This window comes from Brevibacterium sp. R8603A2, assembly GCF_023072605.1.
Classification (GTDB): Bacteria; Actinomycetota; Actinomycetes; order Actinomycetales; family Brevibacteriaceae; genus Brevibacterium; species Brevibacterium pityocampae.
The window spans coordinates 202,349-227,736 of sequence record NZ_JALLGN010000007.1 but is presented as its reverse complement, the minus strand read 5'-3'; the positions used below and the strand labels follow the sequence as shown (position 1 = coordinate 227,736).

General features: G+C 71.1%; 20 protein-coding genes, 3 tRNA genes and 1 pseudogene. 10 read left to right on the top strand and 14 right to left on the bottom strand.

From position 1 onward, the window contains the following. Positions 1 to 311 precede the first annotated feature (311 nt). Positions 312 to 1,358 (top strand): annotated as a pseudogene (locus MTQ12_RS09255) (recombinase family protein); the annotation flags it as partial. Between the two features lie 622 nt (positions 1,359 to 1,980). Here the strand turns inward: MTQ12_RS09255 and MTQ12_RS09250 are convergent. After that, positions 1,981 to 2,056, bottom strand: a tRNA-His gene (locus MTQ12_RS09250). A 343-nt stretch (positions 2,057 to 2,399) separates the two neighbouring features. On the opposite strand from MTQ12_RS09250, the gene MTQ12_RS09245 reads away from it, so the two are divergent. Both MTQ12_RS09245 and MTQ12_RS09240 read left to right on the top strand, forming a co-directional pair. After that, positions 2,400 to 4,139, top strand: coding sequence for a hypothetical protein (locus tag MTQ12_RS09245; RefSeq protein WP_247618359.1), 1,740 nt, complete (start codon positions 2,400 to 2,402; stop codon positions 4,137 to 4,139). A gap of 302 nt (positions 4,140 to 4,441) precedes the next feature. After that, positions 4,442 to 5,695, top strand: a complete 1,254-nt coding sequence (locus MTQ12_RS09240) for a hypothetical protein (RefSeq protein WP_247618358.1) — start codon at positions 4,442 to 4,444, stop codon at positions 5,693 to 5,695. 165 nt (positions 5,696 to 5,860) lie between these two features. Here the strand turns inward: MTQ12_RS09240 and MTQ12_RS09235 are convergent. From MTQ12_RS09235 to MTQ12_RS09225, 3 genes are all read right to left on the bottom strand, one after another. After that, positions 5,861 to 5,936, bottom strand: a tRNA-Lys gene (locus tag MTQ12_RS09235). A gap of 95 nt (positions 5,937 to 6,031) precedes the next feature. Further along, positions 6,032 to 6,355, bottom strand: coding sequence for a co-chaperone GroES (locus MTQ12_RS09230; RefSeq protein ID WP_247618357.1), 324 nt, complete (start codon positions 6,353 to 6,355; stop codon positions 6,032 to 6,034). Beyond that, complete coding sequence (locus tag MTQ12_RS09225; protein ID WP_137317919.1) at positions 6,348 to 6,635, bottom strand: DUF3618 domain-containing protein; 288 nt, start codon at positions 6,633 to 6,635, stop codon at positions 6,348 to 6,350. The genes MTQ12_RS09230 and MTQ12_RS09225 overlap by 8 nt, the downstream gene beginning before the upstream one ends. A gap of 168 nt (positions 6,636 to 6,803) precedes the next feature. Here MTQ12_RS09225 and bcp point away from each other — a divergent pair, with 168 nt between their 5' ends. Both bcp and MTQ12_RS09215 read left to right on the top strand, forming a co-directional pair. Next, entirely contained in the window at positions 6,804 to 7,271 is a 468-nt protein-coding gene (gene bcp / locus MTQ12_RS09220; RefSeq protein WP_247618356.1) for a thioredoxin-dependent thiol peroxidase, read from the top strand. 71 nt (positions 7,272 to 7,342) lie between these two features. Further along, positions 7,343 to 7,424, top strand: a tRNA-Leu gene (locus MTQ12_RS09215). Positions 7,425 to 7,479: 55 nt separating this feature from the next. Here MTQ12_RS09215 and MTQ12_RS09210 read toward each other — a convergent pair. From MTQ12_RS09210 to MTQ12_RS09195, 4 genes are all read right to left on the bottom strand, one after another. Beyond that, entirely contained in the window at positions 7,480 to 8,877 is a 1,398-nt protein-coding gene (locus MTQ12_RS09210) for an osmoprotectant NAGGN system M42 family peptidase (protein ID WP_247618355.1), read from the bottom strand. A 93-nt stretch (positions 8,878 to 8,970) separates the two neighbouring features. Further along, positions 8,971 to 10,728, bottom strand: a complete 1,758-nt coding sequence (gene ngg, locus MTQ12_RS09205) for an N-acetylglutaminylglutamine synthetase (protein WP_247618354.1) — start codon at positions 10,726 to 10,728, stop codon at positions 8,971 to 8,973. Between the two features lie 4 nt (positions 10,729 to 10,732). Continuing rightward, positions 10,733 to 12,532, bottom strand: coding sequence for an N-acetylglutaminylglutamine amidotransferase (locus tag MTQ12_RS09200; protein ID WP_247618353.1), 1,800 nt, complete (start codon positions 12,530 to 12,532; stop codon positions 10,733 to 10,735). Positions 12,533 to 12,698: 166 nt separating this feature from the next. Next, positions 12,699 to 14,327 (bottom strand): methyltransferase, encoded by a 1,629-nt coding sequence (locus tag MTQ12_RS09195; RefSeq protein WP_247618352.1) that lies wholly within the window; start codon positions 14,325 to 14,327, stop codon positions 12,699 to 12,701. Between the two features lie 214 nt (positions 14,328 to 14,541). Here MTQ12_RS09195 and MTQ12_RS09190 point away from each other — a divergent pair, with 214 nt between their 5' ends. Next, positions 14,542 to 14,934 (top strand): universal stress protein, encoded by a 393-nt coding sequence (locus MTQ12_RS09190; RefSeq protein ID WP_247618351.1) that lies wholly within the window; start codon positions 14,542 to 14,544, stop codon positions 14,932 to 14,934. Between the two features lie 201 nt (positions 14,935 to 15,135). Then, positions 15,136 to 16,143: a hypothetical protein gene (locus MTQ12_RS09185; protein WP_247618350.1), complete on the top strand. Its 1,008-nt coding sequence runs from the start codon at positions 15,136 to 15,138 to the stop codon at positions 16,141 to 16,143. Positions 16,144 to 16,273: 130 nt separating this feature from the next. On the opposite strand, the gene sucD is transcribed toward MTQ12_RS09185, so the two are convergent. Both sucD and sucC read right to left on the bottom strand, forming a co-directional pair. Further along, positions 16,274 to 17,170, bottom strand: a complete 897-nt coding sequence (sucD, locus tag MTQ12_RS09180) for a succinate--CoA ligase subunit alpha (protein WP_247618349.1) — start codon at positions 17,168 to 17,170, stop codon at positions 16,274 to 16,276. Positions 17,171 to 17,194: 24 nt separating this feature from the next. Next, positions 17,195 to 18,364, bottom strand: a complete 1,170-nt coding sequence (sucC, locus tag MTQ12_RS09175; protein ID WP_247618348.1) for an ADP-forming succinate--CoA ligase subunit beta — start codon at positions 18,362 to 18,364, stop codon at positions 17,195 to 17,197. A gap of 416 nt (positions 18,365 to 18,780) precedes the next feature. Here sucC and MTQ12_RS09170 point away from each other — a divergent pair, with 416 nt between their 5' ends. The 3 genes from MTQ12_RS09170 to MTQ12_RS09160 all read left to right on the top strand — a co-directional run bounded on the left by MTQ12_RS09170 (position 18,781) and on the right by MTQ12_RS09160 (position 21,058). Further along, the gene (locus MTQ12_RS09170; protein WP_247618347.1) at positions 18,781 to 19,275 is read left to right on the top strand and encodes a MarR family transcriptional regulator; all 495 of its coding nucleotides are present in this window, start codon (positions 18,781 to 18,783) and stop codon (positions 19,273 to 19,275) included. Continuing rightward, entirely contained in the window at positions 19,272 to 20,135 is an 864-nt protein-coding gene (locus tag MTQ12_RS09165) for a tyrosine-protein phosphatase (protein ID WP_247618346.1), read from the top strand. Before MTQ12_RS09170 ends, MTQ12_RS09165 begins: the two co-directional genes overlap by 4 nt. A 176-nt stretch (positions 20,136 to 20,311) precedes the next feature. After that, positions 20,312 to 21,058, top strand: coding sequence for a hypothetical protein (locus tag MTQ12_RS09160; protein ID WP_247618345.1), 747 nt, complete (start codon positions 20,312 to 20,314; stop codon positions 21,056 to 21,058). A 28-nt stretch (positions 21,059 to 21,086) separates the two neighbouring features. Here MTQ12_RS09160 and MTQ12_RS09155 read toward each other — a convergent pair whose 3' ends face one another. Genes MTQ12_RS09155 through MTQ12_RS09140 form a run of 4 tightly spaced genes read right to left on the bottom strand, consistent with a single transcriptional unit; the run spans position 21,087 to position 25,370 of the window. Continuing rightward, complete coding sequence (locus MTQ12_RS09155; protein WP_247618344.1) at positions 21,087 to 21,749, bottom strand: hypothetical protein; 663 nt, start codon at positions 21,747 to 21,749, stop codon at positions 21,087 to 21,089. Further along, on the bottom strand, positions 21,746 to 22,852 hold the full coding sequence (locus MTQ12_RS09150; protein WP_247618343.1) for an adenosine deaminase: 1,107 nt from the start codon (positions 22,850 to 22,852) through the stop codon (positions 21,746 to 21,748). The genes MTQ12_RS09155 and MTQ12_RS09150 overlap by 4 nt, the downstream gene beginning before the upstream one ends. 35 nt (positions 22,853 to 22,887) lie before the next feature. Then, complete coding sequence (locus MTQ12_RS09145; protein ID WP_247618342.1) at positions 22,888 to 24,204, bottom strand: BMP family ABC transporter substrate-binding protein; 1,317 nt, start codon at positions 24,202 to 24,204, stop codon at positions 22,888 to 22,890. Then, on the bottom strand, positions 24,201 to 25,370 hold the full coding sequence (locus MTQ12_RS09140) for an amidohydrolase (RefSeq protein ID WP_247618341.1): 1,170 nt from the start codon (positions 25,368 to 25,370) through the stop codon (positions 24,201 to 24,203). Before MTQ12_RS09140 ends, MTQ12_RS09145 begins: the two co-directional genes overlap by 4 nt. Positions 25,371 to 25,388 lie beyond the last annotated feature (18 nt).

The following is a 25,388-nucleotide window of genomic DNA, read 5'->3' as shown; positions in this document are numbered from 1 at the left end:
CAACCCGAGCTCTTTCGCGACCCGAGTAATCGAGCCGTTGGCAGTCGCGGGATCGGCCTGAGCGTGAATGACGAGCTCTACTGCACGAGCCCTGAGCTCGTCGGTGTACTTCACTGGCATGAGAGAAACTCCTTCTTCCAATCTCCCTGCCTCTATTATCCCCGGGGCGATTCACCACGGTGGTGGGGGAACTTACCACTTGACCCTCGTGGTCTTGTCCTTACGGCCCATCGGGCTCATTCTCTTCGCTCAACATCCGCAGTCGTCTTCTCCTGTCGGAAATCAGGATCACCGACTGAAGGAGAAGAGCCATGACGATCGTTGACGATGCGTCCGCCGTGAATAGCTTGGTGGCACCGAACCCTCCCGGTGAGGCGATCGCCGTGTCCTACCTGCGCGTCTCGACGAAGGAGCAGGCGGAGAAGGGCGGCACCGACGAGGGGTACTCGATCCCGGCCCAGCGCGAGGCGAACCAGCGCAAAGCGGAGCAGATGGGCGCCACGATCGTGGAAGAGTTCGTGGACGCAGGTGAGTCTGCCCGTAAGGCTGATCGGCCCGATCTGATGCGGATGATCAAGTACGTCGCTACGCACAAGGTCAACTACTGCATCGTTCGTAAGGTCGACCGTCTGGCGAGGAACCCGGCGAATGACGTCGCGATCCATCTGGCGCTGCGCGACGCGGGTGTGATGCTGGTGTCAGCGAGCGAGAACATCGATGAGACTCCGTCGGGGATGCTGCTGCACGGCATCATGTCCACGATCGCAGAGTTCTACTCGCGCAACCTGGCGACTGAGACAGTCAAGGGTTTGTCGCAGAAAGCTGCACGGGGCGGCACGATCGGCAAGGCTCCGTTGGGGTATCGCAACGTCGGGGTCCGTGATGAGAACGGGCGTGAGGTCCGTACCGTGGAGATCGATCCGGAACGGGCAAAGCTCGTGGCCTGGGCGTTCATGGTCTACGCCTCCGGGGAATGGACCACGAGCCAACTGCATGAGGAGCTGACCGCGCGGGGTCTGCGCACGCCCGCGACGCCACGGCGGCCGTCACGCCCGATCGGGAAGTCCTCGATCCAGCGGATGCTGACCAACCCGTACTACAAGGGCGATGTCCGCTATCAGGGCGTGACCTACAAGGGCACGCACGAGCCGTTGGTGCCACCGGAGGTTTGGTACCAGGTGCAGACGGTCTTGCAGTCGCACCGGACCGCAGCGGATGCTAGTCGTGTGCATGACCATTACCTGAAAGGCACCGTGTTCTGCGGGCAGTGCGGTTCGCGGCTGCTGGTATGCAACGCCAAGAGCAGCACCGGGAACATCTACCCGTACTTCGTCTGCGCCGACCGTCACGCCCGGCGCGGTGACTGCACCCGGCAGGCGATGCTCATCGAAGAGGTCGAGCGGCTGGTCGAGCGGCACTACGAGAAGGTGCAGATCAGTGCTGAGACTCGGCACGCCGTGGGGGCACATCTGCATGCCAAGTTCGACGCGCTCATGGCTTCGGAGTCGGACGCGCTGTCGGACCTGACGAAGGAACGGGCTCGGCTGGAGGAGGAGCAGGGCAAACTGCTTCAGGCACACTACGCCGGAGCGATCCCGCTGGACCTGTTGAAGAAGGAACAGGACCGCATCAGCGGCGGGCTGGAGACGATCAAGAACCGGATCGATGCCCACCACGACGAGTACGCCACGGCTCGCGACAACCTGGACGACTCGCTGAACCTGCTGGAGCACGCGGCCGACATCTACGCCCGCTGTGACGACGCGAACCGCCGACTGTGCAACCAAGCCTTCTTCACCAAGATCTACATCGAGGAAGAGGGAGAGGTCCGGGCCGGGTACGCCCGACCGTTCGACGCGCTGACCAGCCGCGAGGTCCAGGCAGATGCGCTGACCTGGGCGGACAACGCCCGGAACGAGAACGAGGTGCGAACCCCGCCCGAGGATGGCTCCTCGGGCGAAAGTTCACACCTCGCACATTTGGGGTGGCTAACGGGACTTGAACCCGCGACCCCCGCGACCACAACGCGGTGCTCTACCAGCTGAGCTATAGCCACCATCGCTGCCAGCAGGCAGCACCGACCATTCTAGGGCGATCGCAGGGCCGGGGCAAACCGAGTCCGGTGTGATGAATCCCGCATTCCGAGCACCCACCCTCGCCCGCCCCTCCCTCCTCGACCGCGCCCGCCCCGAGCCCGCACCTGACAGCAGCCGGAACGCCCGCTGACCCCAGCCTCGGCCGTTCCTCCACGGACGCTGAGGAACGCAACGATTGGGTCGCCGATGGGTAACTATTCGGACTCGGACGCGGTGATCCGGGGGCCGCGTTCGTATGCTGGTCTCCGTTGTCGTCGCCGCACGCCTTCCCATCTCCGAACCCGATCCGAGGTCACCCGTTCCATGCCCAGCGCCCAGGTGCACGTCTCCGCCGACAGATCAGCGGCAGTGACCGTGGATGGTGCCACCTCCCACCATCCCGACCTCGGCGCTGCCATGACCCGACTCACCGCGCTCGCCCGCGAGGGCGGGGCGCCGGTCACCCTCGAGATCCACGACGACGGCACCGTGCGCACGCTCCACATCGATCCGACCGGCCGCGTCGCGATGCAGGCCGCCCCGCTCACCCCTCCGCAATCGCTCGCCCCTCCGCAGCAGTCCGGGCCCCCGCAGCAGCCCATGGCCCCGGCATCCCCGCCGCACCCGGCCATGCCGACCGCGCCTCGACCCCGGACGGCCCCGCAGGCGGAAACCACCGAACCCACCGCGCCCGAGGCGCCGGCCCCCTCCGATCCCACCGCACCGCGCGGCAGCACGCCCGACGGCTACCCGATCGGCACCCCGTACTCCGGCCCGGCCGCCCCCGGGGGGAGCGCGCGCACCCGCCGCCGGGCCCAGCGCCAGGCCGACCGCCGGACCGCGGCGCAGTCCGCGCGCAGTGCGCCCACCCGCTCGAAGGCCCCCGACAGCGGGGCCGCTCGGCATCACCCCCGTCGGTCGCGGGTGCGCGGTCTCACCGCACCGACGATCGTTCTCGCGGTCATGCTCGTCGTCGCTCTCGGCGCCTATTTCCTGCCCCGGATCATCGGCTCCCCCGACGGGCTGACCCCGCAGAGCATCCCGGCCGGCAGCACGAACACCTCGGAGGACTCGCTCGCCCTCGAGGACGGCCGGACCCCGGTCCCCGGTTTCGCCGCCCAGCCGACGTGGGAGTCCGAGGTGCCGGCGACCGCCTCGGTCACGGCGACGGGCCGCGGCGTGCTCGTCGTCGACGGCAACGCCCTCGCCGTCCTCGACCCGGAAACCGGCGAGTCCCGGTACACGGAGGACATCGACGCGCCGATCAGCTTCGCGGTCGACACCGTCATCGATGGCGAGCGCGCGCTCGTGTGGCGCACCGGAGACCGCGCCCAGGCCCTGTTCGACGGCGAGACCGCCCCGATCGAGTACACGATCCCGGACGACGCCCGCATCTCCTCGGCCGGCACGAGCGTGCTCATCAAGGAGGGCAACTCCCTGTCGACCTTCACCCGCGACGGCCTCACCGCGATCCCCACCCCGGACCCGGGGTACACACCGATGGCGCTCGACGGCACCGCGCTCATCAGCGCGGAGTTCTCCGGCACGGTGACCACGACGGACGTCGACACCGCCGAGAGCTCCGAGATCCTCCTCGAGAGCCCGTCCGACGACCTGCAGATCTTCCGCTGGGTGACCGCCGGGCACGGCAAGATCGTGTCGCTGTGGGGCGAACCGGGCGCGAGCGCGACGAGCGGCCACCGGATCCAGCTCGTCGTCCACTCCGCCGCGGACGGTCGCATCTTCTCCACCGTGTCGACCACGACCAACGCGGTGGGCGAGGCGAACTGGGTGCGCGGGCAGGGATACCGCCTGGCCGTCATCGGCCCCTACCTCTTCACCGTCGACGGCGGGCTGCTCGTGCGCAACGGCGCGGCCCACCACCTGCGGATGGCCGAGCCGCGCGGGGAGATCGTACCCTCCTCGATCGACGACACCCGCTACCTCGTCCACGGCAACACCGCGTGGCGCTCGGACGCGAACCTCCTCGCCGTCACTGACTCCGGATCCCACGCGATCGTCCGCGCCGGGCAGGACCGCGTCGTCGGCTACCCCTCCCAGTGACGCCGGCGGGGGCGCTCTCCCGGTGACGCCTGGGCTGGCGCGCGGCACGGCGTCCGCAGCGCCTCCGGAGGACGTCCGCCGCGTGCGACCGGCACCGGATCGGTCCCGCGCATGCATCCGAGCACGAATTGCGGTCGTTGTGTAACCATCGCTTTCGTCTTCTACGCGCGGTAGTCGTTACGATGATCACAGGAGCGTCACGGCCATCCCCCGCACGGTCACCATCCGAGCGAGCGCCGGTCACGACGATCCCGGGCCACACCCGGAACTCCTCCACTCGATGTCGACCCCGAGGAACGCTCGTGCGCCCCACGCCGATGATCGGCCGCACCGCCGCCGCCGTGGGCGTCGCTGTGCTCATCGCCGGCGGTTCCGCGATCGGGGCGGCAGCCGTTCCGACGGCCGGGCCCGCACCCGCTCCCCCGGCATCCGAGTCCGACACCGCACCCGAGGCGCCCGTTGCCGCTCCCGAGGCACCCGCCGCCGAGGCGCCCGCCCCCTCACCGCGGCCCACGAACGTTCCGGGCCCCGCCGCGATCCCGACGGAACCGGCGCCGGAGGCTCCGCAGCAGGAATCCCCGCAGGACGTTCCGCAGGACAGCGGCACCGATGCCGAGGCGCCCGCTGAGGACCCGGAGATCGGCCCGAGCGAACCGGGCTCGGACCCGAGCGATGACCCCGGCCTGAGGCCGGTCGATCCGACCGCAGATCCGACACCGGAACCGACCGCAGATCCGACGCCGGGCCCGACCGCGGCACCGGAGCCGACGGATACGCCGACGTCCGGGCCGACGCCCGACCCCAGTCCGACGGAGACCGCGTCCCCGACACCGGGCCCCACTCCCACGGACACCTCTTCTCCGTCGGCGACGCCGGCGCCCACGCCGACCCCGACTCCCACGGGCGACCCGGAGAACCCCGGCGATGGTGGAACCGATCCGGATGAGGGGACTCCGAGCGGCACCCCCACCCCGGAGCCCACCCCGGCTCCGAGCTCCCCTGAGCCCGAACCGACCCCGGAACCCACCCCGACTCCGAGCTCCCCTGAGCCCGAACCGATCCCGGATGACCCGGGGCGTGACGATTCCGGACCGCGCGACGACTCCGATGACCCCGACGACAGCGGTGACGAGCCGGCCGACCCCGAGTCCGACGACTCCGGTTCGGGAGCGGACGACCGCGGTTCCGGATCCGGCGACCGGCGACCGCGGACGAACGATCCGGTGACCGGCAGCGGCGGTTCCTCGGGCACCGAGGTCCCCAACAGGGCCGGCACCGACTGGGCTCCGCAGGCGGGGAACTCGGGCCAGGCGCTGAACGAGGACTACTCCGACCCGGTGCCGCAGGCTCCGGGTTCCCAGGACGACCAGGACGTCATCAGCGACGGGACCGACGACGCGACCCCTGATCCCGACACCGACTCCGATATCGATGCCGCCGGTGACGCCACCGGGTTCGGCTTCAGCTGGCCGCTCGCAGCGCTCATCGCCATCGGCCTGCTGTGCCTGGCCTTCATCGCCTTCGTCATCGGCCGTCGCGGCTCCGACGAGCACTGAAGCCCCCGCGGCCCCGACCGAACCACCCCGAACCGGACTGCCGTCGAGGCTTCACCGGGCTGACGCGCCCCCGCCTCCGGGCCGCACACCTGGGCATCGCGCAGGTAGCCGGGCACATGAGAAAGCGCCCGCCCCGGGGCATCAGACCTGGACGGACGCTTTCGGTGGTACACCCCCCGGGACTCGAACCCGGAACCCACTGATTAAGAGTCAGTTGCTCTACCAATTGAGCTAGAGGTGCGCAACGAGTCACCACTATACACTCACTCCGAGGCCGACGAGAACTCGAATCCGCGGAATCCGGAGAATGTGGCACGTTTCACTCCGGGCACCGGATCAGAGGTAGAGCCCGGTCGATTCGTCGCCGACCTGCTGTCCGATCGCGTGGACGTCGCGCTCCCGCAGGAGCGTGTACGCACTGCCCTCGAACTCGACCTCGGCGCGGTCCTCGGGATCGAAGAGGATCATGTCGCCCAGGCTCACCTGGCGGACGTGCGGACCCGCGGCGACGACCTCTCCCCAGCCGAGCCGGCGGCCCACCGCCGCGGTGGCGGGGATGACGATCCCGGCGCGGGACTTCCGCTCGCCCGATTCCCGATCCGGCTGGACGAGGATCCGGTCGTGGAGCATCCGGATCGGGAGGCCTGCGGAATCAGGCACGCGACTTCCGGATGGCGAGGAAGGTGACGAGTGCGGCGACGCTGAGGATCACACCGCCGATGAGCGCCGCGCGATCCGACTTGACCGAGCCGTCGTCGGCCACGAGCACGGACTTGGCGCTCTCCGCCGCGCGGTTCGCCAGCGCCGAGGGGTGCACCCGCCCCATGAGCTCGTCGACATTCGCGGCGAGGCGCTGTTCGCGCAGGCGGATCGATTCGACGAGCTGGGCCTTGTCGGCGGAGTCGACGGTGACGTCGGAGGTGTAGACGTTGCTGCTCATGGTGATGTGTCCTCGGGTCGGCGGGTGTGGCGGTGCCGCGCCCCGCGCCCAGAGCCTGCAGTCGCCGCTGCTGCGCCCGGGTGCCGCACCGTATCCTTCGCCCCTGAGCTTACCGAATCCCGGCGGCTATGGTTGAACCGGACAGACCGCCAGAGAAAGGACTCCATCGTGCCCCGCCTCGAGATCGGCGACACCGCCCCGGACTTCACCCTGCCCGATTCCACCGGCACCCCCGTTACGCTGTCGGACTACCGCGGCCGCCGTGTGGTCGTGTACTTCTATCCCGCGGCCATGACCCCGGGCTGCACCACCCAGGCATGCGACTTCCGCGACTCCCTCGCCGCGCTCGAGGCCGCCGGCGTCGCAGTGCTCGGGGTCTCACCTGACTCCCCGGAGAAGCTCGCGAAGTTCGTCGAGAAGGAGGGGCTGAACTTCCCGCTCCTGTCCGATCCGGACAAGGAGATGATGAAGGAGTGGGGCGCGTTCGGCGAGAAGAAGAACTACGGCAAGGTCGTGCTGGGCGTCATCCGCTCCACTGTCGTGATCGACGCCGAGGGCACGGTCGAGCACGCCCAGTACAACGTCAAGGCCACCGGGCACGTCGCCCGGCTCCGCAAGCAGCTCGGCCTCGACTGAGCGCTGCCGTCGCACCGGGGCACCTCGAGCACGGCTCCACCTGCTCGTGGGATAGGATCTCGGTGCGACTCGCGCGAGTGGCGGAATCGGCAGACGCGCTGGATTTAGGTTCCAGTGTCTTCGGACGTAGGGGTTCAAGTCCCCTCTCGCGCACACCTCGGCCCCGGCCCGCTCCCCCCGGCACCGCAGCGCCGGGGAGCGACCGATCTCAGCCCTGGTCGGGCTGCAGGTCCGTGCCCGGGTCCTCGTCGGGCCGGTAGCGCGGGACGTTGGAGATCTTGCCCTCGTGCTGCATGTCGCCGGGTCGTTCCCCGATCGCCGGCTGCCGCTGGGACGGGAAGTCCTTGAGGTCTCCGGTCTTGTTCGCGTCCCACTCCTCGAGGGTGAGCGGCGTCTGCAGCCACAGCGTGACGAGCTCCGCGCAGGCCCTGAGGGAGTCGACGTGCGTGCGCTCCCAGCCGTGCGAGGCGTCGAGTCCGAACGCCAGGAGCGCCGCACGCGCCCCGGCGCCGGCCTCGAGCGCGGCGGCGACATCGGAGCGGTAGAAGTGGAAGATGTCGCGGGCCACCGGCAGCTCGTGGCGCTGGGCCAGCGTGATGAGCTTGCGGGTGAGGTGGTAGTCGAAGGGCCCGTGCATGTCCTTGAGCGGGATCGTGATGCCGTACTCGATCGCGTTCTGACCCGGCGCGCACACCGCGTTGTCGATCGACACGAGCTCTGCGACGTCGTCGGACACCCCGGACGAGGCGCCGTGGCCGACCTCTTCGAAGATCGTCACCATGATGCTCGTCCGGTGCGGCAGGCGCAGACGGCCCTCCTTGACGCTCTTCGCCGCGGCGAGCGCGATCGCGACCCCGGCCTTGCCGTCGAGGTGGCGGGAGTTGATGTACCCGGAGCGGGACCGCTGCGGCCCGGCCATGAGCGCCACGGTGTTCCCGATCTCGATGCCGAGCTCCTCGAGCCCCTCCCTCGACTCGACGCGCTCGTCGACGCGGACTTCGACGTGCTCCCAGCCGACGCCCTGCGTGTCGATCTCGTCGCCGAACGCGTGTCCGCTCGACTTGAGCGGCAGCACGGTGCCGGTGTAGACGAGGTCGGGGAACTCGGTGACGATCTGCACCCGGGCGCCCTCGGCGAAGCGTGCGGAGAAGGTGCCGACCGGCACAACTGAGAGGCGCCCGTTGGGCTTGAGACCCGACACCATGCAGCCGATCGTGTCGGCGTGCACGACGAGCGAGCGGTCGAAGGTCTCCGTCTCCCCCGGCAGGTCGACGATGAGGGTGCCCTGCCGGGTCACCGTCGAGTCGAGTCCGAGGTCGTTGACGATGTCGCCGATGTACTGCATGACCGCATCGGTGCGCCCCGAGGGGCTGGGGGTGCGCAGCAGCCGGAACAGGATGTCGATCATCCACTCGGTGTCGATCTCACCCGTCGACAGCTCCTGGAACCCCGTGAGGTTCGCCCGGCCGAGCTCCTGCACGTCGATCTTCCGGTCGTCGCTCGGTGCGGTGCCGGCCCGGGCGGTGCCGGTGGTGGTCGTGTCCGTTCCTGCGGTGTCGGTGCCGACCGCATCGATCCCGGCGACGTCGTCCGTATGGTCCTTCATGGTACCTCCTGCTGCGTTCTCACTGCTCACGGCAAGAGTAGCGGCTCGACGAACCGCCGGTGAAACGGTCTCGGGCGGCGGCGCGCGGGGACCTCAGTTGACGGGGTCCTGCGGCTTCTCCGGCTGCCAGGTCCACGGGGTGCGCGCGGAGTTCGGGAACAGGTAGTCGATGAACTCCGCCGGCACCGGCTGGGGCTCGTGGTTCGCCAGGCCGGGGCGCTCGTTGGCCTCGATGAACACGTACTCCTCGCCCTCGACGTCGGGCACGAGCAGGTCGATGCCGCTGACCGGGATGTCGATCGCCTGGGTCGCGGTGAGCGCCGCCTGGGCGAGGGCTGGGCTGAGCCGGTCGGTGACGTCGTGGATGGTGCCGCCGGTGTGGAGGTTCGCGGTCCGGCGGACCTGCAGCCGCTCCCCCGCCTCGAGCACGTCGTCGAAGGTGTAGCCGCCCTCGCGCACGGTCGCCTCGGTCGCGTCGTCGAGCGGGATCTTCGACTCCCCGCCGGTCGCGGCGGCGCGCCGCTTCGAATGGCGGCGGATGAGTTCGTGGATCGGCGTCTCACCATCGCCGACGATCGTCGCCGGCCTGCGGATCGCCGCCGCGGACACGCGGCCGTTGATGACGAGGATCCGCAGGTCGTCGCCCTCGGCGAACTCCTCGAGGAGCACCTCGGAGCCCTCGCCCCCGGCACGCCGGAGCGCGTCCTTGAGCTGCTTCTCCGTCTGCACCCCGATGGTGATCCCGGCGCCCTGCTCACCGCGCACCGGCTTGACGACGAGAGCGCCGACCTCGTCGAGGAACTCGACGTCCTCCTGATCGAAGGTGGCGCTGCGGCCCCGGGGCACGCGCACCCCGGCCTTCTCCACGATCTTGCGGGTGACCCGCTTGTCCTCGCACCGGCTCATCGCCACCGCGGTGGTGTACTGCGACAGGGATTCCCGGGTGATGACGGTGCGACCGCCGTGCTCGAGCTGGATGTAGCCGGTGTCGGCGTCGAGCACGGTGACGCGGATGCCGCGACGGATCGCCTCGTCGGCGATGATCCGCGAGTACGGGTTGAGCTCCTCGAGTCCCTCGATCTGCCGCTTCGCGTAGAGCTTCTCGTTGATCGCGTTCTTGCGCTTGATGCCGTAGACCGGGGTGCGGTCGAAGCCGAGACGCTCGTACAGCTTGATGGCGCCCTCGTTGTCCCACATCACCGACAGGTCCATGAACGCCGCGCCGGCATCGCGCATCCGATGGGCGAGGGTGATCGCGAGCTCCTTGCCGAGCCCGGCGTGGACGGTCGCCGGATCGACGGCGAGGCACCACAGCGAGGAACCGCGGTCCGGGTCGTCGAACAGCGCCCGGTGGTCCACGCCGGTGACGGTCCCGATGATCTCCCCGTCGGCGGTGTCGACCGCGACGAGGTACTGCACCGCAGGGTTGTGGTTGTGGTTGTCCCACATCACCTCGACATCGGCGGGCACCATCTGCCGGAGCACGTAGATCCGGTTCATCCGCTCGGCCTCGTCCTTCGTGCGGACGGGGCGGATCTCGATCCCGGGGATCGGGGTCGACTCCGGGATCTCCCCGCTGAGGTCGAGCCGATACGTGTGGCTCGGGTCGATGAAGTACTCTTCCGGGTGGAGTGCCACGAGCACGTGCGGATCCTTGAGGTACATGCAGATGTCGCGCGTGCCGCCGGCCTCGTCGCGCAGCACGCGGCCGATCTCCTCGATCTCCGAGAAGGTCTGGCCGAAGACCAGTCGGCCCCAGCCCAGCTCCTGGATCACGTCGGTCTTCATCGGTGTCTCCTGTTCGCCGGTGCCGGTCGGGTCCGGGCCGGGGTGGGCGGTGGGCTGGGGCATGGGTTCAGGCGGCCGGCCCCGTGATGCCATGGCTCTGCAGCCACAGCTCGAGCAGCGCGATCTGCCACAGGCGGTTGCCGCGCAGCGGCGTAAGGTTCCCGTTCGGATCCTGCAGCAGCTGCGCCACGGAGTCCTGCTGGAACAGCCCACGGTCCCGTGCGGTCTGCCCGGTCACGGCGTCGGTCACCATGTCGAGGTAGGGGCCGGCGAGGTGCTTGAGCGCCGGCACCGGGAAGTAGCCCTTCGGCCGGTCGATGACCGCGGCCGGGATGACCCTGCGACCGGCCTCCTTGAGCACGCCCTTGCCGTCCTGCGCGGTCTTGAGGCGGGCCGGGCACTGCGCGGCGAGCTCGACGAGGTCGTGGTCGAGGAACGGCACGCGCGCCTCGAGGCCCCACGCCATCGTCATGTTGTCCACGCGCTTGACCGGGTCGTCGGTGAGCATGATCTGGGTGTCGATCCGCAGCGCCTTGTCGATCGCGCTCGACGCGCCCGGGTGCCGGAAGTGGGCGTCGACGAATTCGCCGGATACGTCCGAGCCGGCGAGGAACCGGGGGCTGACGAGCTGCGCTATCTCCTCGTGGCTGCGGTCGAAGAAGGCGCCCCGGTAGCTCGCGAGCGCGGCCTCCGGGTCGGTCCCGGCGGCGTACATCGGCGGGTACCAGTGGTAGCCGGCGAACACCTCGTCGGCACCCTGCCCGGACTGGACGACCTTGACGTGCTTGGCGACCTCCTCGCTGAGGAGGTAGAAGGCGACGGCGTCGTGGGACACCATGGGCTCGGACATCGCATGGATCGCGTTCCCGAGCGCCGGCAGCATGCGGGCGGTGTCGATCCGGATCTGGTGGTGGCGGGTCCCGAAGTGCTCGGCGATGACGTCGGAGTACTTGAACTCGTCGCCCTCCTCGCCGCCGGCGGCCTCGAAGCCGATCGAGAAGGTGTTGAGCCCGTGCTGGCCCTCCTCGGCGAGCAGGCCGACGATGAGGCTCGAGTCGAGTCCGCCGGACAGCAGCACACCGACGGGCACATCGGCGACGAGGCGGCGGCGCACCGCGGTGCGCAGGCTCTCGAGGATCGCGTCCTCCCAGTCGTTGTCCGACCAGTCGGCCTTCGCCGGATCGTCCTCGTAGATCGGCTCCCAGTAGGTCCGCTCGGTGCGGGTGCCGTCGGGCTCGATCCACATGAGGGTGGCCGGTGGGAGCTTCCGCACCCCCTGGAGCATGGTGTACGGCGCGGGCACCACGGCGTGGAAGGTCATGTAGTGGTGGAGGGCGACGGGGTCGATCCGGGTGTCGACGCCCCCGCCGGCGAGGATCGCCGGGAGGGAGGAGGCGAAGCGGAAGGCGCCGTCGACCTCGGCGTAGTAGAAGGGCTTGATGCCCAGGCGGTCGCGGCCCACGAGCACGCGGCCGGAGCGCTCGTCGAACAGCGCGAAGGCGAACATGCCCTTGAGGCGGTGGACGAAGTCCTCGCCCCACTGCGCGTAGGCCTTGAGGATGACCTCGGTGTCGGAGTGGCCGCGGAAGGAGTGGCCGAGCCCGCGGAGCTCCTCGAGGAGCTCGGGGTAGTTGTAGATGCAGCCGTTGAAGACGATGCTCAGGCGCGTGTCCGGGTCGTGCATGGGCTGGGCGCCGGCCTCGGAGAGGTCGATGATCGCGAGCCGGCGGTGGCCGAAGACGACGTGGTCCTTCTCGTAGAGGCCGTGGCCGTCGGGGCCGCGGGGGATCATGACCTCGCTCATCGCCTGGACCGCGGCGCTGTCCGGCGCGTGGACGGTCCCGATCTCACCACAGATTCCGCACATGGCCTCTCACATCCTTCTCGTCGGCGTCCCGGAGCTCGTCCGGATTCTCATCCTATCGGTTCGGGCACGGTGCCGGTTCGGGCGGACGGGGAAGGTGGGCGAGGTCACGGCGGCTCCGCCGAGGAGATCCGAGCTGGTCCCGGTCGCAGCAAGGCGGCCTGTGCCGTCACGCCGGGACTGCGGCGCTCACCACGGTGAATCGGCGGTCGCGCGCCCACTGCACGGAGGTCCCGAAGACGCGGTCGACGATCGGGCGGTACCGCAGGTGCGAGTTGAAGACGCAGACGAGGCGCCCACCGGGGGCGAGCAGCTCGTGCGCCCGGTGGATGAGGGTCCGCGCGGTGCCCGTCTCGATGGTCGTCCCGTCATGGAACGGCGGGTTGAGGACGACGAGGTCGAACATGCCGGCCGCGACTGCCTCGGCTCCCGCGCCCCAGGGCAGCGGAGCTGTCGCGTCCTGGAGGAGGAGCCGCGGACAGGTCGGCTGCGAGTGGTGCGGGTCGGCGGCACGAGCCCGTGAGCCGTTCCCGTCAGGCGTCCCGGCGGCGCAGGTCACCGTGGCCGAGGCGATCGCCGCCCGGGACACGTCCACACCGGTGAGTGCCGCTCCGGGGTGGAGCGCGCCGAGCGCGGCGAGCAGCCAGCCGTTGCCGCAGCCGAGGTCGAGGATACGGCGGGGCGCCACCGGCTGGTCGGCGTCCGTGGGAACGGGTTCCGCTGCCGCGGGCGGGGAGCCGTCGGCTTCGGGCAGGTCCGTCGCCGGTGCCGCCGGGCCGAGGTGGCTGCGGACGGCGTCGAGGAGGAGCTCGGATCCGGGGTCGGATGTCGGGCCGCCGAAGCAGGCGCCGAACGCGCTCACCCGGATGTCCGGGATGCCGGGGACCCGCGTGCTCACGGCAGCGGTCCGCGGGGCGGGGATCCGATCGGAGGCACCCGGGACCGGAGCGTGCGATGCGGTTCCCTGCGAAGCCGCGCTCCGCGGTCGCGAGGCGATGAGGAGTCGGGACTTCGCGCGGCCGGGCGACACATCGACGCGGTCGTAGAACTTCGCGAGCTCGGCGTTGAGCCCCCGGCTCATGTGCTTGTCGCGTCCGACGACGAGGAACTCCTCGGCCGCCGGGGCGAGCACCTCGAGGTACTCGGTGAGCACCCGCACCGCCTTGGGCGCGGAGAGGATGACCCGGCACGGCTCCGAGGCGGACCGTGCTGCGACGGCGAGCGCCTGCAGGCCCGGGTGTTCGGCGGGTTCCGCGGGCGCGCCGGCGCCGCTCGCTGCGGTCCCACTGTCCTGTGCATCCGGTTCTCCGCCGCCCGCACCCGGCTCTCCGTCTCCGGCCGCCGCAGGCCCGTCCCTCTCCGCAACCGCGGTGGACTGCAGGGGTGCCGCCGATCGCACCCGGTCGGACACCGCCGCGACGGCATCGACGGACCGGCGCGCGGCGGCCTCGGCCGCGATCGAGTCCGCGAAGGCGAGGACCGGGCCGGAGTCGCTGTGAGCGACCGCGAGGGCGAGCGCACCGTCCGGGTCGTCGAGGACGATCGAGAGCGGCAGCGGGGCGTCGCCCCCGCTCGCCTCCGCGATGGTCGCCCCGGTGGGGCCGGTACCGTCAGTGCCCGTCGGCCGGCCGGAGATGTCGAGGGCTCCGGCCGCACGTCCGGCCAGATACTCCTGCACGAGCCGGGCGTCGGGATGGCCGAGCGGCCAGCCGTCGAACACCGCGGCGAGCTCCCGGTCGCGCGCGGCGATCAGTCCATCGGGGCTCAGCAGGGCATCGGGCACGAGGGAGGCGGGCATGGCGCCAGTCTACGGAGGCCGCGGGGCGGCGACGGGGACGAGTTCGGTGAGCCGGCTCATCCCGTCGGGAAGTCTCCGCCGAACACGCCCCGGCCGACGACTCGGGTGGGCCGGCAGAACGGTGCACCGCCCTGCGCGCACGCTCCGTGCACGGCCCGGCCTGCGCCGACTAAGGTGGACAGGGACGACCGGCCCCCGTTGAGGAGACTCCCCCATGACCATTCTCGTCGGCTACACGCCGAACCCCGAAGGCACCGCGGCAGTGGAATTCGGCATCCGCCAGGCCCGCGCCTTCGACGACACCCTGCTCGTGCTCAACGCCGGGATCGGCGAGTCGAAGGACGAGCGCGGCGTCGCCTCGGAGGAGCAGCTCGCCGAGATCGTGAAGAAGCTCCAGTCCGCGGGCATCAAGTACGAGCTCAAGCAGTTCCTCCGCGGCAACGATGCCGTCGAGGAGATCCTCGCCCTGGCCGAGGCCTCCCCCGAGGTGTCGATGATCATCATCGGCTCCCGCAAGCGCTCGGTCGTCGGGAAGCTCATCATGGGCTCATCCGCCCAGCGGATCATCCTCGGCTCCCCCGTCCCCGTCGTCTCCGTCAAGGCCTGACCCGGACCCACCCGCCCCGGGCCACCCCGAAAGTCCCGCGATTCCTGCAATCCCCCTCGCAACCTGTTCAGGTCGAAGGGGTGAATGCAGGAATCGCGGGACTTTCGCCTCATGGAGCCCTTGTGACCTGAGGACGGGCGGTTGTCCACAGAGAATGGAGGGGGTCTTGTCCGTGGCTGCCGGGCGATGAAGCCTGGTGCCATGACCCTCATCGTCACTCAGCAGGATCTCTTCGATCATGGGGCGCACTGGCGCACGATATCCGCCATGACGGCGTGCTGCCTCAAGCGACTGATGTCCGGCGTGTACCTGCTGCACCGCCGATGCACCGACCCGCTCCACCGCCCCGGCACCCGGATGATCGAACCGATCGATGACGACCGCTTGGCCGCACTCGGGTCGAGCGCCGCGCACATCCGCTACGCCACCGGTCGTGCCCTCCTCATCGAGGCGTTCACCGCAACCCGGCATGGGGCCCGGCTCGCGTCGAACGGAGCTGCGGTGTTCTCGCACGGCAGTGCCGCCCATCTCCATGCCCTCCCCTTCGCGATCGACGAGAGACCGCTCGTCGAGGTGCAGCGACCGGGCAAGAGCAGGCAGAAGGGGTACACCCGGCTCCGACCGGCGCAGGTCGGTGCCGACCAGATCGTCGAGGTGTCGGGACTGCGTGCCACCTCGCCCGCCCGGACCGTCCTCGACATCGCACGCACCCGGGGCCTCGACCAAGGGCTGCCGATGGCCGAGGCCGCCCTCCGCAGCGGAGTGCTCACCGCCGAGGACCTCATCGTCGCTCGGGACTCGCATCCCGGCAGGCGACTGCACGTCGAGGACGCGCTTCTCCGCCTCCTCAGCGGACGCAGCGAGAGCGCGGGCGAAGCGCTCCTCAAGATCCGTCTCGATCGGGCCGGGCTGCTCGGCGACCTGGTCGAGCAGTATTCGGTGTACGACGAGCACGGGTTCGTCGCACGTGTGGACTTCGCCCACTCCGGGACGAAGCTCGCGATCGAGTTCGACGGCTACGGCAAGTACTTCCTCGACGATGCGGACGGCCGGGCCGCGCTGAAGAAAGAGCGCAGGCGCGAGGCGGCGCTCCGAGCCGCCGGCTGGGAGGTCATCCGCCTCGAATGGCGCGATCTCTTCGACCCGGCGACGATGCGACGCCTGTGCGCACGCATCCGCCGACACCTCGCAACCCGCAGCGCCGCTTGACCACGCAGCCCGAGCCACGAAACTCCCGCAGAAACTGCAGTGGCCCGCACAACCTGTTCAGGTTGTGCGGGCCACTGCAGTTTTCGCGGGCATCTGCCGCACGGCAGCCCCGCGGCCTACCTCCCGGGGATCAGGCGAGGAGGTCGCGCATGAGCTGCGCGGTCTCCGAAGGGGTCTTGCCGACCTTGACGCCGGCGGCCTCGAGGGCCTCCTTCTTCGCCTGCGCGGTGCCGGACGAACCGGACACGATCGCACCGGCGTGGCCCATGGTCTTGCCCTCCGGCGCGGTGAAGCCCGCGACGTAGCCGACGACCGGCTTGGTGACGTTGGCCTTGATGAACTCGGCCGCGCGCTCCTCGGCGTCGCCGCCGATCTCGCCGATCATCACGATCGCCTCGGTCTCCGGGTCCGCCTCGAACGCGGCGAGCGCGTCGATGTGCGTGGTGCCGATGACCGGGTCGCCGCCGATGCCGATCGCGGTGGTGAAGCCGAGGTCCCGCAGCTCGAACATCATCTGGTAGGTCAGGGTGCCCGACTTCGACACGAGGCCGAGCCTGCCCTTCTGCGTGATGTTCGCCGGGATGATGCCCGCGAGCGACTCCCCGGGGGAGATGATGCCCGGGCAGTTCGGGCCGATGATCCGGGTCGCATTGCCCTTCTCGGTGGCGTGGGCCCAGATCGCGGCGGAGTCCTGGACCGGGATGCCCTCGGTGATGATGACGAGGAGCTCGATGCCGGCATCGATGGCCTCGAAACCCGCGTCCTTGGAGAACGCCGGGGGCACGAAGGCGACGGACACGTTCGCGCCGGTGGCCTCCATCGCCTCGCCGACGGAGGCGAACACGGGCAGCTCGACGTCCGCGCCGGAGGCGTCCTTGTGGCTCACGGTGGTGCCGGCCTTGCGCGCGTTGACGCCGCCGACCACATTGGCGCCCGCGGCGAGCATCCGCGCGGTGTGCTTGGTTCCCTCACCGCCGGTGATGCCCTGGACGATGATCTTCGAATCCTGGTTGAGGAAAATCGACATGGTGTTATACGACCTTTCGGGCTATCAGTTCGCGGCGGCGAGTTCGGCGGCCTTGTCGGCTCCGCCGTCCATCGTGTCGGTGAGGGTCACCAGCGGGTGTCCGGCCTGCTCGAGGATCGCGCGGCCCTCCTCCACGTTGTTGCCGTCGAGGCGCACGACGAGCGGCTTGGTGGCCTGGTCGCCGAGGATCTCGAGGGCCTTGACGATGCCGTTGGCGACGGCGTCGCAGGCAGTGATGCCGCCGAACACGTTGACGAACACGCTCCTGACCTGCTCGTCGCCGAGGATGACGTCGAGGCCGTTGGCCATGACCTCGGCCGAGGCGCCGCCGCCGATGTCGAGGAAGTTCGCCGGCTTCACGCCGCCGTGGTCCTCCCCGGCGTACGCGACGACGTCGAGCGTCGACATGACGAGGCCCGCGCCGTTGCCGATCACGCCGACCTCGCCGTCGAGCTTGACGTAGTTGAGGCCGAGCTTCTTGGCCTTGAGCTCGAGCGGGTCCTCGGCGTCGATGTCCTGGAGGTCCGCGTGGTCCTCGTGGCGGAACTCGGCGTTCTCGTCGAGCGAGACCTTGCCGTCGAGCGCGATGATGTCACCGGACGCGGTCAACACGAGCGGGTTGACCTCGACGAGGGTGGCGTCCTCGGCGTCGAACACGGTCCACAGCTTCTGCAGCACCGCGGCGATCTTCGCCGCGACATCGCCCTCGAAGCCGGCGGCGTCGACGATCTCCTGGGCCTTCGCGGCGTCGATCCCGGTGAGCGGGGACACGGGGACCTTGGCGAGCGCCTCGGGGCGCTCCTCGGCCAGGGTCTCGATGTCCATGCCGCCCTCCTTGGAGCACATGGCGAGGTAGGTGCGGTTGGCGCGGTCGAGGAGGATCGAGAAGTAGTACTCCTCGGCGATGTCCGCGCCCTCGGCGATCATGACCTTCTTGGTGATGTGGCCCTTGATGTCGAGGCCGAGGATCTCCCCGGCCTTCTCCTTGGCCTCGGCCGGGCTGTGGGCGAGCTTGACGCCGCCGGCCTTGCCGCGGCCGCCGATCTTGACCTGCGACTTGACGACGACGGTGCCGCCGCCGAGCGCCTCGGCCGCGGCCTGCGCCTCCTCGGGGGTGTCGGCGACCTGTGCGCGGAGCACGGGCACCCCGTGCTTCTCGAAGAGGTCACGCGCCTGAAACTCGAAAAGATCCACGTGTGTTCCTTACGTCCGTGCGCGCCCGGCCCGGGTCCGGATCGGGTCCCTGCGGGCGCGCCGCTTGCGGGTGGGTATGAAGCGAATCAACCGCTTCCCACCCTAGTCGCTCATCGGACCGCGGGCACAAGCGGCCCGGCCGAACATGGACACGGCACAAGGACAAGGACAAGAAGAGGAACAGGAAGAGGAACAGGAACATCGTCCCGGCCCGAGGCGCCGGCACCGGTTCCGCCCGCCGTCCCGCCCGCTCACGTCGCCCGGCCCGAGGTGCCCGCCGTCCCGCCTGCCCACCGTCCATGCCCACCGTCCATGCCCACCGTCCGTGCCCACCGTCCGCGTCCGTCGTCGCCCACCGCCCTCGCCGTCAAGAATCTTGAGGCACCGGTATCTTGACGGCGACGTATCATGGAGGCATGGATGAGGTCGACCGGATCGTCGCGGCGTGGCGCCACGAGCGCCCCGACATCGACGTGTCCCCGATGGAGGTCCTGTCCCGGGTCTCCCGCCTGTCCAAGCAGCTCGACAAGGCCCGCAAGGTCACCTTCCACAACCACGGGCTCGAGGTGTGGGCCTTCGACGTCCTCTCCGCGCTGCGCCGCTCCGGGGCGCCCTACCAGCTCTCCCCCTCCCGCCTCATCGGCGAGATGATGGTGACCTCGGGCACGATGACCAACCGGATCGACCGGCTCGCCACCGCCGGCTGGGTCTCCCGGCACCCGGATCCCGCGGACCGCCGCGGCGTGCTCGTGCGCCTCACCGAGGCCGGGCAGGCGAAGGTCGACGGGGCGCTCGCCGAGCTCCTCGTCCTCGAGGCCGAGCTCCTCGCCCAGCTCTCCGCCCCGCAACGCCGCAAGCTCAGCGAGCTCCTGCGCCAGCTCTCCACCGGGTTCGACGGCGAGGACGAATGAGCGCCCGGCACCGCCCGTCCCTCGATGCCCGCGAGCTCGCGTTCGACGGCGCGCTCAACCTCCGCGACCTCGGCGGGCTGCCCACCGCCCACGGCGCCACGGCGTTCGGCCGCGTGGTCCGCGGGGGCCGGCGCGAGCGCCTCACCGCAGAGGGCTGGCGGCAGCTCGCCGCCCACGGGATCGGCCATGTCATCGACCTCCGCACCGCACCCGAGGTGCACCGCCGCCCCACGGACCCGCAGGTCTCGGCGGCCGCCTGGGAGTCCTTCGACATCCTCCAGCTGCCGGTCGAGGACTTCGCGGTCGCGGACTACGTCGAGGCGCTCGACCACCCCTATCTCAACCACCCCAAGCACTACCCGCTGCTCCTCGCCCATTTCCCCGCCGAGCTCGCCGCGGTCATGCACGCCCTCGCCCGGATCGCCCGGCTCCCGGCCGGCACGCGCTCCCCCGACTCCTCCGATCCCGCGGAGCCCGGTTCCGGATCATCCCGCCCCACCTCTCCCCGTCCCGGCGTCTACATCCACTGTTCGGCCGGCCGCGACCGGACGGGGCTGGTCTCCGCGTGGCTGCTCCAGCTCGCCGGCGTCGCCGACGCCGAGATCATCGCCGACTACCGGCGCTCCCTCGACTGGGTCAACGAGTACCACCGCACCTCGGGACATCCGGTGGAGAAGCACGAGCCGCCCGCGGTGTTCGAGCCCTGGGCCCGGTCCCGCACCGAGGCGCTCGCCGCGTTCCTCCGCGCGCACCCCGCCGCCGAGGTGCTCCCCCGGCTCGGCCTCGAGGCGGACGAGGTCGGCGCGCTCGCCCCCCTCCTCGCCCCGCCGGACCCGCGCCCGGACCCGTCCGCCGGCTGAGCCCCGCTCCTGGGCACCGCCCGCCGACCGAGCCCGCCGACCGAGCCCCTGCGACCGAGTCTGCCGACCGAGCCCCACCGACCGATCCCTCCGCCTGCACCCCTCCGGCGGAACCCCGCGCCCGGTGCCTGCGGCGTTGCTCCCGGGTGCCGGGGCCGCGCGCCCCTAGACTGCACGTGACCGTCGACGTCCCCCAGCTGAAGGTGATGAGTGTGCGCCAGCGCTTCCTGACCGTTCCCGCAGCCGCCGCGTGCGCGCTGCTCGCCCTCACCGGCTGCGAGGCGACCGGCACCGAGCGCCCGGACCCGCGGCCCTCGGTGAGCCCCGAGGTGGCGACCCCCGTCGAGACCCCCGACTCCGCTCCCGCGATCACGCTCGTCGATGTGTCCCCCGGCGGGCCCGTCGAGGGCGATCCCGTGTGGTCCGGGCTGCAGACCGCCGCGGCGGACGGCGAGGACGCCTACCTCGACGTCTACGTCCACAGCTACCAGGAGCCCGGCGCGGAGGGCGAGGTCACGCTCACGCCGTCGACCCCGGACAGTGTGAGCATCACCCTCCCCGCCGAGGCGGTCGATGCCGAGCGGGCGCCGTTCTACCGCATCCTCGGCACCTTCGCCGTCACCGAGGTCGGGTCCTCGGCCTACACCCTCGAGGCCGCGAACACGGACGAGATCGCCGAGGTCAGGCCGACGGGACCGAGCACCGAGGAGCGGTGCACCGCCGAGGACGCGAACGAGCGGATCGAGCAGGCCGCCCAGCAGCTCGCCGACGACCCGGGCTCCCGCGAGGAGCTGCGGCTGCTGTGGGCGAGCGCGCCCGAGGTGTGGTGGGGCATCCAGCGCACCGCGGCGACGCTCGGCGACTCCGAGGGCGAGGCGGCCGGCGACTTCCTCACCGAGGCCTGCGGCGCCTACCTGGGCTGAGGCCTACCGCGCTCCTCTGGGCTGAGGCCTACCGCTTCTTCTTCGAACGGGCCGGGTTCGACTTCGCACGCGCCGGGCGCTCAGGACGACCCGCACGGCCCGAACGATCCGAGCTGCGCCCACCGTCCGCACTGCCCGCACCGTTGGCGCCATCTGCCCTGCCCGCGCCCACCGCATCGTCCGCGTCCCCAGCACTTTCTGCATCATCCGCAGGATCCGCGCTCCCGGCATCGTCCGTGATCCCGGCGGCGAGCGCGTCCTGCGCGGCCCGGGCCCGCGCCTCGTGCTCGGCGATCGCGGCGCCGTAGGCGGCCAGCGAGGGCGGGGCGAAGAGCGCGGCGAGGCACAGCACGGCCGGCACGATCGAGCCGACCGGCAGCAGCCAGCCGGAGCCGAGCACGGAGAGGCCGAACAGGATGAGCAGCACCTGCCAGGCGACCGTCGCCGGCCGCGCCCAGCGGTGCATCCGGTAGAGGCCCATGATCACGGCGACGAGGCCGAGCGCGAGCACGCCGAACATCACCGCGAGCGACAGCAGCGAGGACCCGACCTCGGTGTCCCCGGAGCGGGAGAGCACGACGAAGAAGCCGGCCGACACGACGAGCACCGCGACCTCGAGGGCCACCATCACGAGTGCGGCCCACAGGGTCCACGGACGGCGGACCGCGGTGGGTGCGGGCCGGTCGGTCACAGAGTGATCCGCTCGAATCCGGGGATGAGGATCTCGTCGATGAAGCGCTCGCGGGCGTCGAGCGGGATGAACGCGCAGCCGAGCGCGTTGACCGTCGCCCATTCGAGGTCGCCCTGGTCCCAGCCGGCCTCGTCGACGAGGAGGCGCATCTCGCGGCTCACCGAAGTCGCCGACATCAGCCGGTTGTCGGGGTTGACGGTGACGGCGAACCCGAGGTCCTTGAGCCCGGTGATCGGGTGGTCGGCGATCGACCCGGCGGCCCCGGTCTGGAGGTTCGACGAGGGGCACAGCTCGAGCGGCACCTGGTGATCGAGGATCCACGCCGCGAGCCGGCCGAGCGTGCCGTCGCCGTCGATGATGTCCATGTCCTCGACGATCCGCACGCCGTGGCCGATCCGCTGCGCGCCGCACACCTGCACGGCCTCGAGGATCGACTCCACGCCCGCGGCCTCGCCGGCGTGGATGGTGACGGGGAAGCACTCGCGGTGGAGGTAGTCGAAGGCCTGGAGGTGGGCGGCCGGCGGGTTGCCGGCCTCGCCGCCGGCGATGTCGAAACCGACCACGCCGGTGTCGCGGTGGCGGATCGAGAGTTCGGCGACGGCGAGCGAGTTGTCCGCGTGCCGCATGCCGGTGAGGATCTGCCCGGTGCGGATGACGTGCCCGGCCTCCGCGGCGATCGCCTCGCCCTCGTCGAGGCCCGCCTGGACGGCGATCACCGCGGCGTCCATGTCGAGGTCCGCGCGCAGGTGCTGCTCGGGCGCCCAGCGCGCCTCGGCGTAGAACACGCCGTCGGCCACCTGGTCGAGCACCCACTCGCGGGCCACCCGGGTGAGCGCGGGCGCGGTCTGCATGACCGCGATCGTGTGCTCGAAGGTCTCGAGGTAGCGGGTGAGCTCCCCGGAGTTCGCCGAGGCGGAGAACCACGCGCGGAGGTCCGCCGGGTCGTCGGCCGGCAGCGTGTGGCCGACCTTCCGGGCGAGCTCGACGATCGTCGCGGGTCGCAGCCCGCCGTCGAGGTGGTCGTGCAGCGACACCTTGGGGAGTCGGAGAATCGGGTCATCGGCGTCGACTCCGTGGGGAGTCGGGAAGAGAGTCTGGTCCACGCGACCAGCCTACGCCACCGGCCCCGGGCCGACGCTCAGTCGGCGCCGGGGACGTCGATCTCGCCGGCCCGGATCCGGTCGCGGACGTCGGCGATGTCGCGCGACAGCCCGGCCACGGTGCTCAGCAGCCCGTCGGAGGCGACGACCTCCACCCCGCCGTTGTCCATCGTGCCGGTGTAGGCGGGCGCGCGCACGGCGATGTCGCCGATGGTGCGCTCCTCCCCCTCCGGCTCCTCGATCTCACCGGCGAACCCGGTCACCGGCCAGCCGGCGACCGTCGACTGGAAGCCCGCCGCGACGTTCGGCACGGTCGAGGCGATGACGTGCTCGCCGAGGTCGTCGTCGAGCGTGCGCGCCCCGTCGGTGCCGTACCAGATCAGGGTCGGCCCGAGCTCCTCCTCCGGCTCCTCGCCGGTCCCGCCGTCGCCGTCCGCCGCGCCGTCGCCGGCGATCCCCGGCCCGGCGGTCCCCGCCGCGGCCGTGCCGGGACCGGACCCACCGTCCGCGCCAGGCGCACCGCCGGCACCAGCCGCACCGTCCGTATCACCCGCGCCGTCCCCGCCGGCGGCGTCGCCCGTGCCGTCCGCCGTGTCCTCATCGTCCGGCGCGTAGTGTTCGGTGAACACCTCGAGCACGCCGCTCGCCGCGCCCGAGGCGAAGGGGACGATGACGTCGGCGTCGGCCTCGATCGCGTCCTCGGTGTAGGCGCGGCCGGCGGCGGGGGTGTCGTCGACGGTGCGCTGGGACACCGAGCCCTCGCGCAGCCCGGCGACCTCGGATCCGGTGTCGTCGTTGCGCTGCTCGACCCCGGCGTCGAAGGCGGCAAGGAGCTCCTCGCCGCCGGCGAACCCGCGGGAGACGAACATCGCCACGGTGCCGGTCTCCGAGCTCGCCGCCGCGGCGTAGCCGGCGATGAACGCGGGCTCGCGCAGGTCGAAGTCGATGGTGACGACGTTGTCCGGGTAGTCGGTGCCGCCGGTGGCGACGGCGAGCCACGCGGTGTCGGGGGCCCGGGCGGCGACGGCGGCGAGCGCCTCGGCCCCTCCGGGGCCCACGAGCGCGCCGAGCGAGCAGTCCCCGCCGGCGTAGCGGCCGAGCGCCTCCTCGGTGCCGGCGAGCGTGCTCACGCGCTGGGAGGACGTCGAGGCGAGGAACCCTGCGGACTGCGCATGGGACAGCTCACCGAAGCTCAGCTGGCCGATCGACCGGTCGGCGAAGCCCGCCGGGGCGGAGACCATGCAGCCGGTCGTCGTCGCCGGAGCGGCCTCCTGCGGCTGTGCCCCGCACGCGGTGAGCAGCGCGGCCGCGGCGAGACCCGCCGCCGCACCCGGAGCCCGGCGTGCGGTCGTCATCGCAGTCCCAGCGCCTTGAGGGCGGTGGAGGCGAACACGCGCACCCCCATCTCGAGGGCGCCCTCGTCGACGAGGAAGTCCCCCTGGTGGATGTCGTAGGTGACGCCGCCGGGCGTGCGGGTGCCGAGCCGCACGAGGGCTCCTGGGCAGTGGGTGAGGTACCAGGCGAAGTCCTCCCCGCCCATCGACTGCGGGGTGAGCTGCACGCTGTCCTCGCCGAGCTCCTCCTTGACGGCGGCCTCGATGAGCGCGACCTCCGGCTCGGTGTTGACCACCGGGGGCACGCCGCGCCGGTGGGTGAGCTCGACCTCGACCCCGAACGGCCCGGTGATCCGGTCGACGAGCCCGGGGAGCACCTCGGCGACCTGATTCCAGCCGTCGACGTCGAGGCACCGCAGGGTGCCCATGATCGAGCCCTCGTTGGGCACGACGTTGGCCGCGTGCCCGGCCTCGATCGCGCCCCACACGAGCGAGATCGCGTGGCGCGGATCGATGAGCCGGTGGAGGGTGGCGGGCAGGTCGGTGGCGACCTTGCCGAGCGCGTAGACGAGGTCCTCGGTGAGGTGCGGGCGCGAGGTGTGGCCGCCGTGGCCGCGCAGCCGCACGATGACGGTGTCGCCGGCCGCGGTGATCGCCCCGATGCGCGATCCCACGTGCCCGACGTCGACGTTCGGATCGCAGTGGATCGCGAACACCTGCGGGACGTCGGCGAGCGCACCCTGCTGGATCACGGTGAGCGCTCCGCCGGGCGTGACCTCCTCCGCGGGCTGGAAGATCAGGCGCACGGTGCCGCCGAGCCCGCCGGGCCGGCTGCGGTGCATGTCGGCCAGCACGATCCCGGCGCCGACGAGGGCGCTGAGGTGGATGTCGTGCCCGCACGCGTGGGCGACGCCGGGCACGGTGGAGACGAAGTCGGTGCCGGTGAGGTCGTCGAGCGGGAGGGCGTCGATGTCGGCGCGCAGGGCGAGTGCGAGCGGCCCGGAACCCACCTCGCACACGACCCCGGTGCCCTCGAGGCGCCGCGGCGCGAGTCCGGCGGCGGTGAGCGCTGCGACGATCCGGTCGGTGGTGCGGAACTCCTGGAAGGACAGCTCGGGGTGCGCGTGGATGTCGCGTCGGAACCCGACGAGGGAGTCGAGATGAGGGGCCAGGGCGGATCGGATCACGCGCACTCGGTCTTTCGG

Excerpts from the sequence above, each read along its gene's own strand:
- MTQ12_RS09245 (WP_247618359.1), top strand. The coding sequence starts at position 2,400 with ATGCCCAGCGCCCAGGTGCACGTCTCCGCCGACAGATCAGCGGCAGTG.
- MTQ12_RS09225 (WP_137317919.1), bottom strand. The coding sequence starts at position 6,635 with ATGAGCAGCAACGTCTACACCTCCGACGTCACCGTCGACTCCGCCGAC.
- MTQ12_RS09210 (WP_247618355.1), bottom strand. The coding sequence starts at position 8,877 with ATGAAGGACCATACGGACGACGTCGCCGGGATCGATGCGGTCGGCACC.
- ngg (WP_247618354.1), bottom strand. The coding sequence starts at position 10,728 with ATGCCCCAGCCCACCGCCCACCCCGGCCCGGACCCGACCGGCACCGGC.
- MTQ12_RS09200 (WP_247618353.1), bottom strand. The coding sequence starts at position 12,532 with ATGTGCGGAATCTGTGGTGAGATCGGGACCGTCCACGCGCCGGACAGC.
- MTQ12_RS09195 (WP_247618352.1), bottom strand. The coding sequence starts at position 14,327 with ATGCCCGCCTCCCTCGTGCCCGATGCCCTGCTGAGCCCCGATGGACTG.
- MTQ12_RS09190 (WP_247618351.1), top strand. The coding sequence starts at position 14,542 with ATGACCATTCTCGTCGGCTACACGCCGAACCCCGAAGGCACCGCGGCA.
- MTQ12_RS09185 (WP_247618350.1), top strand. The coding sequence starts at position 15,136 with ATGACCCTCATCGTCACTCAGCAGGATCTCTTCGATCATGGGGCGCAC.
- sucD (WP_247618349.1), bottom strand. The coding sequence starts at position 17,170 with ATGTCGATTTTCCTCAACCAGGATTCGAAGATCATCGTCCAGGGCATC.
- MTQ12_RS09170 (WP_247618347.1), top strand. The coding sequence starts at position 18,781 with ATGGATGAGGTCGACCGGATCGTCGCGGCGTGGCGCCACGAGCGCCCC.
- MTQ12_RS09165 (WP_247618346.1), top strand. The coding sequence starts at position 19,272 with ATGAGCGCCCGGCACCGCCCGTCCCTCGATGCCCGCGAGCTCGCGTTC.
- MTQ12_RS09145 (WP_247618342.1), bottom strand. The coding sequence starts at position 24,204 with ATGACGACCGCACGCCGGGCTCCGGGTGCGGCGGCGGGTCTCGCCGCG.